Source organism: Onishia taeanensis (assembly GCF_900100755.1).
Taxonomy (GTDB): domain Bacteria; phylum Pseudomonadota; class Gammaproteobacteria; order Pseudomonadales; family Halomonadaceae; genus Onishia; species Onishia taeanensis.
Genome location: NZ_FNCI01000001.1, coordinates 424,945 through 440,529, shown reverse-complemented (window position 1 = coordinate 440,529; position 15,585 = coordinate 424,945). Strand labels below are relative to the sequence as shown.

The 15,585-nt window shown below is 62.0% G+C and carries 17 protein-coding genes; 1 reads left to right on the top strand and 16 read right to left on the bottom strand.

Features of this window, described 5'->3' with window-relative positions:
- Positions 1–6: 6 nt before the first annotated feature.
- The 4 genes from BLR71_RS02080 to BLR71_RS02065 all read right to left on the bottom strand — a co-directional run bounded on the left by BLR71_RS02080 (position 7) and on the right by BLR71_RS02065 (position 7,253).
- A complete protein-coding gene (locus BLR71_RS02080) occupies positions 7–1,014 on the bottom strand; it encodes a phage tail protein (protein WP_092522578.1) in 1,008 nt (335 codons plus the stop codon).
- The gene (locus tag BLR71_RS02075) at positions 1,015–1,833 is read right to left on the bottom strand and encodes a hypothetical protein (protein WP_092522576.1); all 819 of its coding nucleotides are present in this window, start codon (positions 1,831–1,833) and stop codon (positions 1,015–1,017) included.
- Complete coding sequence (locus BLR71_RS02070; protein WP_092522574.1) at positions 1,830–3,182, bottom strand: hypothetical protein; 1,353 nt, start codon at positions 3,180–3,182, stop codon at positions 1,830–1,832. Before BLR71_RS02070 ends, BLR71_RS02075 begins: the two co-directional genes overlap by 4 nt.
- A gap of 63 nt (positions 3,183–3,245) precedes the next feature.
- Positions 3,246–7,253 carry a hypothetical protein gene (locus tag BLR71_RS02065; protein ID WP_092522572.1) on the bottom strand — a complete coding sequence of 1,336 codons (4,008 nt, stop codon included), beginning with the start codon at positions 7,251–7,253 and terminating at the stop codon, positions 3,246–3,248.
- An 87-nt stretch (positions 7,254–7,340) separates the two neighbouring features.
- Between BLR71_RS02065 and BLR71_RS02060 the strand changes: the two genes are divergently transcribed.
- Positions 7,341–7,604 (top strand): hypothetical protein, encoded by a 264-nt coding sequence (locus BLR71_RS02060; RefSeq protein WP_092522570.1) that lies wholly within the window; start codon positions 7,341–7,343, stop codon positions 7,602–7,604.
- Here BLR71_RS02060 and BLR71_RS17975 read toward each other — a convergent pair whose 3' ends face one another.
- From BLR71_RS17975 to BLR71_RS02000, 12 genes are all read right to left on the bottom strand, one after another.
- Entirely contained in the window at positions 7,605–7,997 is a 393-nt protein-coding gene (locus tag BLR71_RS17975; protein ID WP_092522568.1) for a DUF1799 domain-containing protein, read from the bottom strand.
- Entirely contained in the window at positions 7,940–8,284 is a 345-nt protein-coding gene (locus BLR71_RS02050) for a hypothetical protein (RefSeq protein ID WP_092522566.1), read from the bottom strand. Before BLR71_RS02050 ends, BLR71_RS17975 begins: the two co-directional genes overlap by 58 nt.
- Positions 8,285–8,394: 110 nt before the next feature.
- Entirely contained in the window at positions 8,395–9,360 is a 966-nt protein-coding gene (locus BLR71_RS02045) for a phage tail tube protein (protein WP_092522564.1), read from the bottom strand.
- Entirely contained in the window at positions 9,341–9,547 is a 207-nt protein-coding gene (locus BLR71_RS02040) for a hypothetical protein (protein WP_092522562.1), read from the bottom strand. Before BLR71_RS02040 ends, BLR71_RS02045 begins: the two co-directional genes overlap by 20 nt.
- 38 nt (positions 9,548–9,585) lie before the next feature.
- On the bottom strand, positions 9,586–9,996 hold the full coding sequence (locus BLR71_RS02035) for a phage tail terminator protein (protein ID WP_092522560.1): 411 nt from the start codon (positions 9,994–9,996) through the stop codon (positions 9,586–9,588).
- Positions 9,993–10,595: a hypothetical protein gene (locus BLR71_RS02030; RefSeq protein ID WP_092522558.1), complete on the bottom strand. Its 603-nt coding sequence runs from the start codon at positions 10,593–10,595 to the stop codon at positions 9,993–9,995. The genes BLR71_RS02035 and BLR71_RS02030 overlap by 4 nt, the downstream gene beginning before the upstream one ends.
- 14 nt (positions 10,596–10,609) lie before the next feature.
- Positions 10,610–10,909, bottom strand: a complete 300-nt coding sequence (locus BLR71_RS02025) for a head-tail joining protein (RefSeq protein ID WP_092522556.1) — start codon at positions 10,907–10,909, stop codon at positions 10,610–10,612.
- On the bottom strand, positions 10,906–11,109 hold the full coding sequence (locus BLR71_RS02020) for a hypothetical protein (RefSeq protein ID WP_092522554.1): 204 nt from the start codon (positions 11,107–11,109) through the stop codon (positions 10,906–10,908). Before BLR71_RS02020 ends, BLR71_RS02025 begins: the two co-directional genes overlap by 4 nt.
- 58 nt (positions 11,110–11,167) lie before the next feature.
- On the bottom strand, positions 11,168–12,199 hold the full coding sequence (locus BLR71_RS02015) for a major capsid protein (RefSeq protein WP_092522552.1): 1,032 nt from the start codon (positions 12,197–12,199) through the stop codon (positions 11,168–11,170).
- Between the two features lie 64 nt (positions 12,200–12,263).
- On the bottom strand, positions 12,264–12,617 hold the full coding sequence (locus tag BLR71_RS02010; RefSeq protein WP_217629301.1) for a head decoration protein: 354 nt from the start codon (positions 12,615–12,617) through the stop codon (positions 12,264–12,266).
- Positions 12,618–12,658: 41 nt separating this feature from the next.
- On the bottom strand, positions 12,659–13,897 hold the full coding sequence (locus BLR71_RS02005) for a S49 family peptidase (RefSeq protein WP_092522550.1): 1,239 nt from the start codon (positions 13,895–13,897) through the stop codon (positions 12,659–12,661).
- Positions 13,898–13,934: 37 nt separating this feature from the next.
- Positions 13,935–15,584 (bottom strand): phage portal protein, encoded by a 1,650-nt coding sequence (locus tag BLR71_RS02000; protein WP_092522548.1) that lies wholly within the window; start codon positions 15,582–15,584, stop codon positions 13,935–13,937.
- Between the last annotated feature and the right edge of the window lies 1 nt (position 15,585).

The following is a 15,585-nucleotide window of genomic DNA, read 5'->3' as shown; positions in this document are numbered from 1 at the left end:
GTTACCTCAGTAGCGGATGCATTCCAGCAGCGGGCCGTTAATGGGGCGCCCTTCAGCGCCACCGTCCAGGGATATGGTGTGGTCATGGGTATAAGTCGACGTATTAAACGTGTGCTCATGATCCGCAGTTGCGTTAATCGTCAGAGGGTGCGAGTGATTCCCTGCATAATTCGTGTGGCCCGTCCCGCTATGCCGCAGCGTTGCATAGTTACTAACGCGACTCCGGTAATCCGCCCCACTATCGCCATATGTGGTAATGGAGTGTCGATGGTTGCCGCCAGATCCGATGCTGCCGCCGTGTGAGTGCCCGCCGCCCGCTTGGGTTGTTCCATCGTGGCTGTGGCTGTCACTTCCAACACTCCCGCCATGGTCGTGAGCCTTGTTCTGGTCGCCCTGAGACTCGCCGATGCCGCGCCCTGGATCGATACCACGCCCATCGTCCCAGGCGCGCGGAAATACACCGCGCCGGTCGGGGATGGTGAATTTAGTAGCACCATCCCCCGGCCCAAACTGTAGCGGGTCTTTTCCGTCCTCTGTCTCGGCCAGGTTGCCGCTGGCCTGGGCAAAGGCCCATAGATCGGCGTAGGCGGTGCGCGATAGCTCGGCGCCGTTGAGCTTGAGCCAGCCCGCCGGCGCCTTGGTGCTGGGGAAGCTCATCACTGCGCCGGCCGGCAACAGGAAACGCAGTAGGCCATCCAGCTCGTAGCCCTGCTCATCGTCGGCGACACGCAGCACTTTCTTAGCATTGCCCGCCTTTGGCGGAAGGCCGCTTTCGCTGATTTCCTGGGTCTCGTCGCGGAAGTTCTTGGCATCGTTGGCCGACTCCGCAGCGGCTTGTTTGTCAGATGCTACTTGTTCGATGTCGGTGTTTAATGTCGTCATCGTTTGGCGCAACTGATTGCCGAACGTGACCAGCGCAGCGTTCTGCCCGTTCTGCTTAATCAGTGCGTCATCGGTGTCGCCTAGCTCGAAGTTAAATTGGGCGAAATTTGGCACTGTAGGGACGTGGGCCATTTAAACCTCCACGAGGGTGTATGAACTGCGCCAGTTGGCGTAGAAGTTATGCTGGTGTCCGTAGTTGCCCTCACGTCGACCAACAAACGCATGCTCGGCTTCTTCTAGTCCGCCAGCCTCGGGGTAAAGCGACACGTAAATATCACGCCCCTTACCACCTCTCAGAAATGCCCGTGTCAGCGTCGCGCGGCCGCGTGCGTCCATAAAGTCCAGATTGAAGGACAGACGGCGCGCAATACCGCCCCCTAGCGTGCGCAATGAGCCGCCTTCGCTGCGTATATGCTCGGCGGCTTCTTTCCATTCAAGCTCGACGCCATAGCTGGCATTAAACTGCGGACTAACCACCTGACCCGTAATAATTCGCCCAACCTCCATCACGCCGTCGAGATTGTCGGGGTCGTTAAATGTCAGTCGATAACCAGTAATCGCCGTTGCCGGGAACCAGAAAGGCGCCTGTTTAATTGGCAGATCCCTAGTCAGCGTGGCCCCCCAGGGGTCAACGCCAAAGCGAAAGTCGCCAAGAGGTATAAGCCCTGAGACGGTAACCGCACCGGTGTCATAAACAACCTCACCGGCATTGAGAAGCTCGAGACGAACGGTCGAGGTTGACGACAAGTTGTGCCGGTAGAGCACAAGAGCATCGATAAAGTTAGGCGTCGGCAGTGTGGCGGTAATCACCTGCTCGGCGAGGTCCGTCGAACGCCAGGGGTAGGCACGGCCGGTGCGCTGCGTATTTTCCACCGCCAGCGCTTCTGAGGTCGCGGTCAGCGTAGCGGTGTCGTGCAGGTTGTCGACGATCATGCGCAGGTTTTTGCTCACAACCATATCTCCAGCGTGGTGATGCCACGCGTCGGGGCGCGGTTCACGGAAATGATGCGGCCGGCCCGCCCCGCCAATGGCGCCACATCGACGGTGACGGCCTGGCCGACGCTCGACTCGGGCAGAAAGGCATCCATGCGCCAGACATCACGCCGCACCGCGCGCATGGCCAGCAGCCGGTCGCGCTCGGTGTCCGCGTCGGCGCTAGTCGTTAAAGCGCTTTCTCGGCTCGCCCCCTCGGCTTGCGGGTAGCCGGGCAATGATTGCGCGGCGGTAGACTCGCGCCACTGCCGTTTTAGCCGCTCAGCCTCGGTGGCGTCGTTGTCCTCGATCGTCCCGGCAACAGTGCTCAGTGGCGAGAAATTGCGGCCCCAGCGAAGCGTTAGCGCCGACCAGGGCGCCTGCGTCTCGATAAGCTCAAGGGTGCTGGCAATGATGTCGTCGGCGTAGAGCGTCAGATCGACGCCAGACGGCTCGATGTGCTGCTTGATTACAAGCTCGCCCAACGCATTGAGATACCAGTAGCCGCCCATGCCTACACACAGGTCATCGAGGATCTGTCGCCCACTCACCGCATCGGCGTAGTAAAGCCCCACCGCGTAGGCCGGCAGGCCGCTTTCGGCCACGGTGATGCCGTACTGCGCTGCCACCCAGCTAACGACCTGAGCCGGGGTGTTGTGGGCCTCGTCGATGTCGACGGTCAACGCCCCGCCCGGGGCGTTATCGAGGGTGAATTCGCCGCCGACCAGGTCGTCGGTATGCGGCACACCATTGCCCAGCTCCTTGGGCGTAAACGTGGCCGCCGCGAGATAAGAGGCCCGGTATCTCAGCGCCGAGGTCGACACTCGAAACGCCGGGGCGTTGTAGACGCTGCCCAGCGCCAGCGGCACCGGCCCGCCATCCAGCGGCAGGCTGCCGGTGTCGATAGGCTCGTCGAGCGGCGCCGACTGATCGAGCATGCCAAACGCCAGCTCGCCGCGCCGGGCGCCGGTGATACCCTGGTTGATACCCCGGGCATGCAGCCGGAAATCGTCACGCGACCAATCCGGCCCGCCGAGATACAAGCGGATCTCGTGGCCCGCCCAGGCATAGCCCAGCCAGTCGTCGAGCTCACCGTCGTTGATCAGCCGCACCTGGCCGAAGGTCAGCCGGGCATCGATGCGGGTCTCGATGTCAATCGCCTCGGCGAGTAGATCGTCGTGAATGCGATTAGGGTCGCTATCGCCCGGCCGCGAGATATAGGGGTGGGTGGCCACGTACTCGGTGCCGGCGGCATGGTCCAGCTCGGCTAGCACGATGCGGGTGGCGGCGTGGTCATCAAGCCAGGCCTGAAAGGCCGCGTCGGTCATCGACCCTCCTAAACTAAAGAACCCGCCGGGTGGCGGGTTCGGGTTGGGTGGTGAGGCCCCGGATCAGACGGTCGTTACCGGGGTGCGGGTATTGCGGTGGATGCCCTGCTGCTCGCGCAACTGGCGGTCGCGCTGGGCGGCCGCACGATCCGCGTTACGGGCGCTGTCGCCGCGTAGCTGTCGGACCTCGTCGCGCAGGGCCTCAGACTCCCGCCGCAACGCTTGCAGCTCGCGCAACAGGTCGGCGTCACGCTGCCCGCCGCCTGGGGCACTATCGCGGTAGAGCTGGGCAATCGGTGCTGGCAACACCGTTTCGCCCTGGTGAAGCTCTGCGCGGTAGCCGTCAAAGGGCACTGAGGCGAGCCCGTTGGCGTGCGAGCCGTCAACCTCCACACCGAGCCCGCGGGCCGCGTCAAGGATCTCGTCAAACAGCGAGCCGTACTGGCCAGAGGCTTGGCCGTAGTAGCTGGCCGCCTCGCGCAGATACTGCTGTGCCACGTTGCCCAGGTCACCCATCGCCTGGGCGTCGCCATTTTCCGCTTGCACCAGCAGCGACGCATACTGCGTTTGAGATTCCTGCAGCCGCTCACTCGGGTCGAGGGTCGACTGATCAGAGAGCAGCAGCGAATCGATCCAGCTCTGTAGCTGGCTATGCTGCCGATCCATTACGTCAAGGTACTGTGACATGCTGGGCACAAGCTGCATCAGTACAGCGTACTGCTCGCGCCCAGCCTCGCTCATCAGGTTTTGCGCTTCGACCAGGTCGCGAAAACCGGACGCGGTATCAGGCATCGCAAGGTTCAGGTCATCGAAACGATCAGCCAGGTTATCGGCAAGATAGGCGAACTTTTCCTGGTCACTAAAGAACGCCTGATAATACGCCTGCTGCTGCGATGATAGATTGCTGACGCCGCCGGCCAGCTCCTGCAAATCATCGGCCGCCGCCAGTGCGCCGGTCACGGTTGCATCGAACTCAAGCCCGAGACGTTCCGCGCTGTCAGCCATCAGGCTGACCGCATTGGCAGCGGTCAGGATGGACTGGGTGGCGGCGCTAATATCATCGCCACTCCGCAGCGCATCGCGGAACTCGGCGTTCATGTCGCGGGCAACCGCGCGGGCCATTTCGGCCCCGACGTTCTCGATTTGTAGGCCGCCGATAATGCCCTGCACCAGGTCTTCGCCGCTCAGGCGCCGCAATGAGCGCGTAAATGGCGTGCCTGCTGCGCCGGCCACCGCATTCAGGCGCTGGCCAACGATCGAACCGATGTCCCCGGTTTTGCTCGACTTCCAGCCATCCAAGGCCTTCTGCGTATGTTTAAGCTGACTGGCGGTCATGACGGCAGCAACAGCGTTGTCGATCTCGACGAACTGCTTGACCATTTTTTTCAGTGCGGCATCGTCGGTCTTCTGCTTCTTCGTGATGCCGATCGTGCCAAATGCCGAGTCGCGGGCGTAGTTCTGGTACTTGTCGAGCCGGTCATAGCGATAAACGCCGTGAGCGTCGACCTTTGCGTTGAGCTCCTGGCCAATCTGGCCATATGAGCTGCGGCCAGATCCAAACAGTTGATCGACACCACTCCCCAGGAACGAGCCGATACCGGCGCCGATGGGGCCGCCGAAATAGGTACCGATGGCGGTGCCGGCCATCTGCCCATAGTTCGAGTTAGCGCGATCGCTGCCCCACACTGCCTGCCCGGCTTTGCCGCCGATATACCCAGCGCCAGCAGAGTAAACACCCTGCATTCCGCTGAAATTCGACGTTGAGCCGCCCCACAGGCCCGACTGACCAACGCCGCCAGTCGCACTGCCTGCCCAGCCGCCGGCATACGCGGTATTGCTCGCCCCGGTCCATGCAACATTGCCGAAACCGCTCGAAAATCCGTTGTACAGTTGCTTGCCGGTGCTCAGCAGGCTGCCGTAGCCGCCGCCCTGGCTGCCCATACCCATGCCACCAGTCGCGCCGCCGCTGAACGAGGCGCCGAGCGAGGCGGTAATCTGACGGGTGGTGTAGGCGTGGATAACCTCGGCCAGGGTGTCCAGCGCGATGTTCTTAAAAGCGTCGAAAGCGTTTTCTGAGCCGTCGAGCAGCGAGCGCCACGAATCGACAAACGCATCATCCATTCGCTCGACGCCGCGCTCCATGGCCACCACCGTGGCATCAAACGCGGTCTCGGTGCCCTCTGCGGCGCGCGCGGCCTCGAGACCGTAGGTCTCGGCGGCGCTGCCGGCATTACTGTACTGCCGCTCAAGCCGGCGCATCGACTCGGCCAGCCACTCGTTGCTCTTGTCCTCGCGCAGCGCGTACTGAATCAGCGCCGCTTTATCGTCGGCATACTCGCGCTGCGCGGCTTGCAGGGGGTAGAGCTCATCGACCAGGCTTCGCGCGGCGTTGGCTTGGTCACTGAATGCCGTCGTCTGCTCGTCTGATTCTTTCGCCAGGGTGCGGGTCGAATCGGCCGTTTTTACGGTCTGATCCCCGACGCTAGCCAGCACCTCGCGCAGCTCGTCGGCGCCTTCTCCTGCTGCTTTTTGCTCGGCCTGTATCCTCTTGAGACTGTTCTCGGCATCCTCGAGCCGCATCATGTTTTGCAGGTTCTGACGCGCCCCGCGCGTGTCATTCTGCTGGGCCGCCGTTAGCTCATCGATGCGCGCCTGAGCCGCCGCTGCATCCTGGCCGAGCTGGAAATACTCGGCGCTAAGCTGGACGATGCCCGCCTCAACCGCCGATTTGTTGTTGAGGTTGATAGCATCGGTCAGGCTATCGATGCGCTGGGTTGTTATGACGGCCTCTTTCGAGACTAGGCCCAATTCCTCGCGATAGGTATAAAGGGCACCAGCAGCCAGGATCGCCGCGCCAGCTGGGCCGCCCACGAGCGCCATCGCCCCAGAAAGCCCCCGCGCCATGCCGCTGGCCCGTTTCATCGCGGCGGCCTGGGCATTGGCCGCCTGGGTGTTAGCCGCCTGGGCGGCGGTGGTGCGCGCGCTGGCCCGCGCCAGGTTATCCATCGCCAAGGCGTGGGCATTGGTGCCGGCGAGGGCTTTGGCATCAGCGACAGCGCGAGCCTGCAAGGTGCGCGCTGTCTGTAGCTCGGCAGCGGCTCGCCGCGCCGTTTGCTGGGTTACCCTAAGCTCTGCGCGCGCTGCCGCGATGTCGGCGGCGATTTTCTTCGCCGCTTCCGCTGTCGCCGACGCAAGCGATACCGCCAACCTCGTACCCATCACGGCCGCCAGGCCACCGGCGGTATTGATCAGCCCGGTGGCCACGCTTTCCATTCCACCGAGGTCATCGACCAGCTCACCGACACGCTCGGTGGTTTCGGTAATCGAGGGCGCGACCTTGAGCGCCAGCTGATTGGCCAGGCCTTCGGCGTAGCCCTGCATTTCTCCCAGCGCATCGCCGGCCGCCAGCAGTGTCTGGTTGTCGACGTCGCTAAGCGCGACGCCGGCATCATGCGCCTGCACGGCCAGCTGCTCGAGCAGCCGGCCGTTGTCCTCCAGCAGCGGCAGCAGCTTGATGGCATCGTTGCCCAACGACTCCATCACGTTGACCTGCTCACCCTTTGGCAGGTCTTTCAGGCCCTGGGCGATCGCCAGCAACTGCTCATCGGGGCGTAGCTCAATCAGCCGCTCGGCTGACAAATTGAGGTTGTCGAGGGCATCCATTGCCTCGCCGCCGCCGTTAGCAAAGGCGTCGCCGATCTTGTCCGAAACGTCCTTGAGGGTATCGCCAATATCGTCGATACCCTTTTGTTTCGCGGCATACTGCAATTCCTGCAGGCGCTGCACGCTCATGCCCAGCGCATCGGCCATAATGCCGGCCTGCTGCGTCGCCTGAATCTGCGCGGTGCTAATCGCCCCCAGCGAAACCGCCGAGGCGCCCACCACGGTGGCGAATCCAGCGGCGCGGCTTTTTACCGTCTCGAAACTCGCGGCCATTTCCTGACCGCGCTGCTCGGCCAGGGCCATCTCGCGGCTTAGGGCTTCGGTTTCCTGGCGAGCGTCACGCTGGGCAGCCACGGCGCCGCGACTGTCACCATCGATCACGAACGTGGTTTTAAACTGCTTCGCCATAAAATCACCCGACTGAGAAATGCCACCCCGCCGCGCGGGATGTATGCTGATAATGGCTAATCAAGAATCAATGCAGGGACGACAAATATGATTGGACTACTGTTATTCGCCATCCTGGTGGTGTTGCTCATCGTCAGCGGTTTGATGCCTGGCGTGATGCGGGCCATCGGCTCGCTATTAAGCCTCGCCGTTATCATTGCCATTTTTACGATGATTGGCTGGGCGGCCGCGCTGGGTGGAGTAGCTATCAGCATTGCAGCACTGTTCGCGATTGATGCGTGGAATAGCCCCGACGCCCAGCGCCGGCGCTACCTGAAACGCTGCGGGCTGGACCCCAACGACCCGCTGTAATCACTCCCGCATTACCGCCAAGGCCCCGGCCTCGATGTGCTGCACCCGTTTCAGGGTGTCGCGGGTATCGTCTATGCCCAGCATCTGCATTGAGCTGGCCAATGCCGTGCGCTCTATGCCGGTCGGCACCGGTGCGGCACCAACCGGGGTGATATAGCGCCATTGGCTTGCGCAGTCGCGAAACACCTCGAACGCCTGGGCGTTTTCGGGCCAGATAATGTTGTGGCTCGGCTGCTGCAGGCGCTGGGGTGCCTCGACCCCCCAGGCTTCCAGGTCGCTTTTTAGCTCATTCTTGGCGCCACCCCGGCCGCGCGCCCAGGCACGGCCGAGGTCGTTTAGTTTTTTGCGACATGCTCCGACACGCCCCGCTGCACCTCGCCCCAGGCTTTGCACAGGGCGACGTGTGCATAGGGGTCTTTGTAAACGGCATCGAGCAGCTCTTTGGAACTCTCGGCCGGTTTGTCGTCGGCCCCAACAATGCCGCCCAGGGCCAGCAAGTCTTCCCGCACATGCTTGGTGTTATGGGTTTCTGCCGCCTTGAGCTTCTTATCGAGTGCCTCTTGATCATCCAGCGAGCGCACGCGAATTTCGGCCGTAAACTGCTCGGGTTCCATGCCAGGACGGTGAATATCGATAGTTTTAGTGACGGACGCCACGCCAATTTTGAAAGATGCGGCCATGTTTTCAGCTCCTTTTTAAAGGTCAGAAACGACGACGCCCGCGATAAGCGGGCGCTGTCGTCATTGCGTTATTTCTTTATTGCGTTATTTGTTGCGTTACCGATAATGGGCTATTTGAAGAAAAGCACCATTTCATCATCGCCATTTTTCGGCAGATGGCGTGCATTGGTTTGGTAGTGGGTAATCTCGTCCTCGCCCTGCTCGCTCAAGCCGGTCAGCTGCGAATTCACCGTGCGCATGCCCACGATGTTGCCCGGGGTGGTGCCGTGCGTGAATTCGATAGCCCCGGCGGTCACCCCTTGGTGCGATTCGATTTTCTCGAACACGTCGAAATCGGCGAGGCGCGGCGCTTGAAACGCGATAGTACCCGTCGCGGCCCGGTCGGTGATCAACACCCCCTCATAGTTGACGAGGTTGCGATGGCTGACGGTATTGCCCAGGTCAAACGCGAAATTCTGGCCAATGGCATCATATCCCAGCACCGAGAACTTGGTGGTGTTCTGGAAATTGACCGGCACTTCATCGGCCTGATTTTTAACCGTCAAGGTGATCGGCGAGGCGGTAACAGGGCGGTTGTAGAGCCCGGTAAATGACATGGTGATTGTTGGCAGGTTACCCGTTTGCCCCTGCCCCTTTACCGTGCCACGCGCGCCGCTCAGTCGCTGCAACTGGCCATCGTGCAGATAATACAATGTCAGCGATTCGCCCTCGCCATCGCTGATCGGTGCATAGCTCACCTCGCCAGTGTCGAGGTCTTCCAACTCGGCCATTTTACAGCCGCGCAGCAATACGCCGAGCGCCGGGGCCGTTACCGATGTGCCGACCTGGGGCGGCGTGCCGCTGCCGCTCCAGGGCACGGTGATGTCTAGGCTAGCATTGGGGCCGGTATTGATCTGCGCATAGCCACCCAAATGATCGCGCATCCGGCGACGCTCGACGTTATCACCTTCGTACCGGGTTACCGAAAAATCGGTGGCCAAAATCAGCGTGCCGGTATCAATTTCCGGCGACTGCCCATAAGCCGGCTCGATCACCGCAACAACGGCTTTTTTGCGCTCAAGAATTGGCGTCGGCATCGCTACCACCCTTTAGCTGTGTGGATTTAGTGCCGCCGGTGGCGGCGCCTTTGACAGAATCCGGCTTGGCATTCCCTGTGATGGGATGCACAGCATGAGCGCCCAGCCGCTGGTCGGCGGCCGGCTCGACAACGCGGGCTGTCTTGCCATTTTTGCGGCGATAGACGCCGCCCTGACGGGTAGCCATCAGATCCTCCTTAGAGATAAAACCCCGCGTAACGGGGGTTATGCGTTGGGCGACTTGCTCAACCAGGTGCCGACCGTCCAAAACTCCCGCCACCAGATCAGGTCGCCGCGAATGTCGGTTGTCTCGCCTCCCCGGTAGGCGATGGGATCGTGCATTTCGCTAAAGCCGTAACCGAAAAGCGCCTCGCGCAGCGCCTGTCGCTGGGCCTTGAACTCGGCACGCTTACACACCAGCCACACGCCATAGGTCATCGAGATTTTTTGTTTGGGTCGTAGCGTCTCTACCTCGCCCGCCGCTCCATCGTCAGCGAGGTAGGGCAGCACAGCCGGCGTTGCCGCGTCGAAATCGTCAATCGGCGCGGCAAACCAGGCTTCCTCTACGGTGGCGAAGCCGGGGCACTGGTCCTTGATGCGACCGATTAGCAGCTGGGTAATATCGGGATCGTTCATTTCTGCCCCGTTTTCTGCTGTAGCAGGTGCTCAAGGCGTCCGTTGAACTCGCGCTGCAGCTCTCGGCGCACCAGCTCTTGAGCGCTGTTGATCGTTGCAGGATGCGCGACCATCCCCGGAATTGAGGGGCCGAACTGAATGCGCGGATCACTGGCGTTATCGTCGGCGTCGGCACGCCTCAGAATGTGGTCCTTCGCGTACCAACCGCCCGGCACGACCTGACGGCCCTTATCCTTGCGAACCCGAACCGTCGCCCCGCGCCGGCGGGCAAGCGAACCCTTGCGCGGGCCGCTTTTGACCTTGCGGCGTGGCTCAACGCTGACCCAGCGCCGCTTGGGGTTGAACTGCTCGAGCGGCAACCGCCGGCCGACGTAGACCAAGGCCCGCGTAGCATCCCGGCGCACCCTTTCGATTTTCAGTCGCCGCTGCACGTCCCTGGCCTTGATGGCGTAAGTGCCGCGCAGGTCGCGTGAGATATGCGTCGCCGCTTTGCGGCTGGTGGCGTCCAGCGAACGACGCAACGCCCGTTCCACCAATGCAGGATCATGCCGATCCTTGAGGCGCTGCAGATCGCGAATATCGTGGCGAAACTGCAACATGGGCCCCCCCTTGGTTAGCCGACCTCTAGGCGCCGCACATGCCCGTCATCCTCGAGGATGCGCCACACCTTCCAGGTCTTCTCGCCGATGGTGATAGTGTCTTCGCGGCTTGAGGTCGGCACATCGGCCAACATCACGCTGATCGTGTTCACGCTCATGGGCAGCTGATCTTGGTCATAGACTGTCCAGTCACGGTCGATCACAACCATAATCCCTTCGGCTGTGAACGCATCACCAACATAATCTGCCGGGTCCCCGGCATCGCTTAAAATGCCGGGAAGATCCGCCGCGACCTCGTCGTCAAAGACGCTCACTTTTTGGCGCCGCCGCCGGCGCCGGAATCGTCGTCCTCGCTGTCTTGGTCGTCTTCGACGTCTTCCATAATCACGCCACGCGACAGCAGGCGCTTTTCTTCGGCGGCATTCTTCGGCGTGTATGAGTCACCCTCGCGGGCGATTACTTTGCCATCGCGATGAATCTCACCGCGCGCGACGAAATATTGTTTAGCGGCCATGATGGCCTCCTATACGAAAGAATTTGAAAACGGCTCACCCCGCCGCAGCGGGGTGAGATTAAGCGACAGTGGCGAAGACGAAGGCGTCAGGCTCATGGAAGCCCGGCATCGGCGCAGACTGCATCGATAGGAAGCGCACGCCCTCATCTTCTTCGATCCAGCTTTTCGGGTAGCGGTCGACGTCGAACAGCCCGCCCTCGATCGCCTTCACATCCTGAATAGCGCCATAGAGCATCGAGCAGCGGCTGGTAGTCGGGCCGACGACCAGGCCACCGGCCGGGATCATCGGCTGCTCATCGCCGCCGTCATCGATGTACCACTCCTCATAGACGTAGAGGTCCATTCCCGGATCGCGCAGATAGCCGATATAAGTCACGCCGTCCGGCAATTCCTCGGGGCGAACCATGCCAAGGTCGATGCGGCGGGTGTCGAGCTTCTTACGGAAATCCTCGTTATCTAGCATGGCATCGGCCGCCTCGACGCTGAGCACCGCCGCGCCAGCGGTGCGGCCGGAGTCCTTGGCGGCCAGACGCTTGTACTTGCGAAGATTGCCAATCGGGTCGCCACCGGCTTCATTCCAGGCCGTGACCTCGGTGATGATGTGACTGGAAGACATTTGAAAGTCGACAACATCATCGACGCCGTCGCCCACCACATTGACCTGACCACTGGTCAGCGCTTGAGCCACCATCCATTCTTCGCGGCGGCTGATCTGGTCATCCAGATCCTCGTAATCCCGAGCCATCTGCTCACCCGCGCGCTGCAGCGGTGTGCGCGCGGAGTAGATGGCCTCACCCGGCGAACGCTGGTTGAGCAGCAGCCCGGCGGTAGTCTCGAGTTTTGGCTTGATGTAGGCCGGTGTATAGGAACGCATCACGTTGCCAGAGCGATCGACGAGGCGCCCCTTACGATTGGGGCGCACGAAGGGCGCCATCTTGCGCTGCCCCTTAATGATGTCGATGTCGACATGCTTGGTGGTGAAGTTTCGCGGAGTGGCACCAAAAAACGTCGTAGTCAGGAAGCGGCGTGCGCGCTTCATCTGCTCCACCGACTCCAGCATGGTGCGGGTATCAAAAAGATTCACAGGCATTGGGTGTTTCCTGTCGGGTAAGTATTAGTGAGGCGCAGGCCGGGGCCGCCGTTGATCGTTGCGGTTAGTCGATGAACAGGGACAGGGGCCGCAAGGCATCGCGTACGGTTTCGAGGGTATGGCCTGTGCCGATTTTCAGCTTGTCGGCGCGGACGTCGCCGCTGATCATCGCCTCGGCGTCAACGGCGCCATCGGTGGCGTCGACGTCCTCGAAAAGCACCACGACGGGTGATTCGCTGCCATCACCGGCGGCGGTGGCCGATAATTTGTATTTGCTGCTAGCCGACACCTTGCCGAGTACGGCACCGGCGGGCTGCACCTGGCCGGCTTCGATAGTCACGGTCATGAAGCGGCGCGGGAAGCTGCCCGCTGTGATGCCGTTACGGTCAGGGTGGTTGGTCTGGGTCATGCCTGGCATGGCGTTATCCTCTATCGCTGGTGTTAGCGGGGCACCCGCCGTTATTTAGTCTTCCAGGCGGAACTGACAGCCGAGACGACAGAACTACGGTCGCTTTCCTCCTGGTCCTGCTGGGGTGGGCGTGCCGCCGCTACGCCCTGGCCATCGGCAGCAATATCGGACAAGCCAATACCCCGTTCTTGGGCGGCCTTGAAAAGCTTCAGGCCTGTAGCCTCAACGCTTGTGCCATCGTCGATCGCGGCGGCGACCTCCTCCTCATAGCCGGCAGACGCCAGCTCGAGAATGCCCTTGCAGCGGGCGCGCTCAGCGGTGGTGGCTTCTTCGGCCGCCGACTGTTTAATCTGGCTGGTATCTACAGCCTCGGGGGCGGCGACCTGAATACTCTTGGGGTCGGCGCCCGCATCGAGAGCAGCGTGCAGCTCGGCCGTGGTCTTCACGGTGGTCATGGAGGGACTCCTTCGTTGGCTACTGGCGGGAGAGCCGGCCAGCTCGGCGATGAGGGATTCCAGGGAGCCGAGGCGATCGGCCATGCCGAGCTCCACAGCGATGGCCCCGGTGGCCATGCCGCCCTGGCGGAAACGGTCGTTGATCTGGTCGCGCGGAATCCCGCGGTTGCGCGCCACCTTGTCCAGGAACACGTTGGCCAGCTCGTCGACGCGGGTCTGCAGCTGGGCGCGGCCGGCCTCGGTCTCGACGTCGGGCCGCTTGTTCGGCGCGTTGCTGGACACGACCTCGTAGCTCTTTTCGCCAGGGCGGTCCTCTCGTGTGCGCAGGCTCAGCACCACGCCGACGCTGCCAAGCTGAGCGGTGTCGTCGACCACCACCTCCTCGGCGGCGCTGGCCGTCCAGTAGCCCGCGCTGGCCGCCATGCCGCTGACATAGGCGATGATCGGTTTCTGGCCCCGGGCGTTGTAGATCAGGTCGCCGAGCTCGTTGATGCCGGTGGCCTCGCCGCCCGGGGTGTCATACAAGGGGATGATCGCCTTAATGTTCGGATCGTCTAAGGCAGTCTGGAAGTCGGTGGCCAGCACCTCGGTGCTGGTGGCGCCGCTGATCTTGGTGAACAGGTTGGCGTAGCGCATCATCGGCCCGGTCACCGGGATCACCGCCACGCCGTCGCGCACGGTGACGGCATGGGTATTATCCAGCGGGCGGCCCAACCGAGCCTCCAGGGCCTCGACATCGCCCTGGCGGTCGGCCACTGCCATGACGCTATCCAGGGCCTCAGCGGTCATCAGCCAGGGGCGGCTGGCCGCCAGCTCATAGGCGGTAGGATGCATTGGGGTCTCCTACGAAAAGACCCGCCGGATTGGCGGGTCATTCGGTTTCTTTGTCGACATCATCAGGGTTAGGCGAATCATGAACCTTGCCGCCGACGAAGACTGGCACGCCGTTATTTCGCTTCCACCGGATCTCGCGAGCACGATCCTGGGCGACGTCTAACCAGTCCTCGCCGTGTAGCGCCATCGTCTCGAGCGTTTCATTACTGGTGCCGTTGGCGATGCGCTCAGTGGCAGCTCGAGCCTCGACCTGTTCATTCAACGCGCCCAGCGGCTCGCCGACCCACAGCGCCCGTACATAGGCGCGGCGCTTGGCCGGATCGCGATAGCCCGGAAGCTTCACCATCCCACGCGCCACCAGCTCGTCGATCACCAGCTCATAAGTCGGCTGGCAGAACTGCACCCCCAGGTGATGCCGCCGCTGCTTGATGAACTTCCACAGCTGATTAAATGCCGCCCGGGCCGCCGTGTAACTGGTACTGAAGTGCATCAACAGCACTTCGGATGGCTGCTCAAGAGCGGCGCCGATCTCCTTCACGATGGCCATAAAGAAGGGGTCGAACTGTGCATTGGGCCGATTAGGGCTAATCGCCACTGGCTCGGCGCCTTCATCGAGGTTCCATATGGCACCCTCGCCAAGGGTTAAATTGTCTCCCTCACCTTTTCCGCCGCCGCTGGAACTGACTACTGGATTGGCCTTATTGGGATCATCGCTAAAGCTGTCCCAAGCTTTAGTGCCAAGGTCCTCGGGGTCTTCGCTGCGGTCATGCTTAATGGCGACGGTAAACATCGCCGATATAACGGCGGCGGTCAGCTCGGCTTGGCTAAAGCGCTCCAACTTTTGCAGCGCTTCCAGAATCGGCGCCAAATAGGGCACGCCGCGCACTTCGCCGGGGCGCCCTTTCTCGTTCATCAGGTGAAGCACCCGCCGCCGGCCGGTCCGTTCGCCATAGACCGGGACCCAATCGAAATCCTGGGGCGTAGTGTGGTCGCTGGGGTAGCCACGACATACCCGGTAATGGGTGGCGCGGCCGAGGCCGTCGATACGTACTCCGTCTATTTCGTCGGGCTTATCCCTCTGCCCCAGTCCATTACTGACGCGCTCGGCCTCGATGAGCTGCAGCTTGGTACCGAAAATGTGGCCAGGGAGCCGGCTATAGGGGGTCATCCCTAGCACGTCACCGCTAACCATGGCGCTAATGAAGGCCAAACGCTGCAGCATGTAGAAATCAAGCGCGCCCTCTGCGTCGCACTCAAGCGGATTCTCAGCCCATAGCCGAAAGCCCCGCGCCAGCTCACCGTTAATGGCATTGGCTTCATCATCTTTTAAGCCCAGCGCCTCGGCGTCGACGTTGGGTCGCACTGATAGCCCCATGCCTACCACGTTAGTAGCCGCCCGATTGATGGCCGCGCGCCCCAGCATGTGGTTGCGATAGGCGTCTCGCGAACGGCTTATCAGCATCTCGCGCTCGCCGGTGGGCGCGTCCTGTCGAGGGCTGCCAAGCCCCGGCAGCCAGCTAAGCATCGAACGGACCATTTGACTGGCACCGCGATGGCGCGTCTCACTGCCTACATTGGCTGTAGTGCTCTGCTGGCTCTGCCGTAGCCGCGAAATTTCATCACGCGCGAAGCGCTCACGCTCGCTGGCCAGACTAGCCTCGGGCTTGGGGAAAAACGGTAGGCGCATA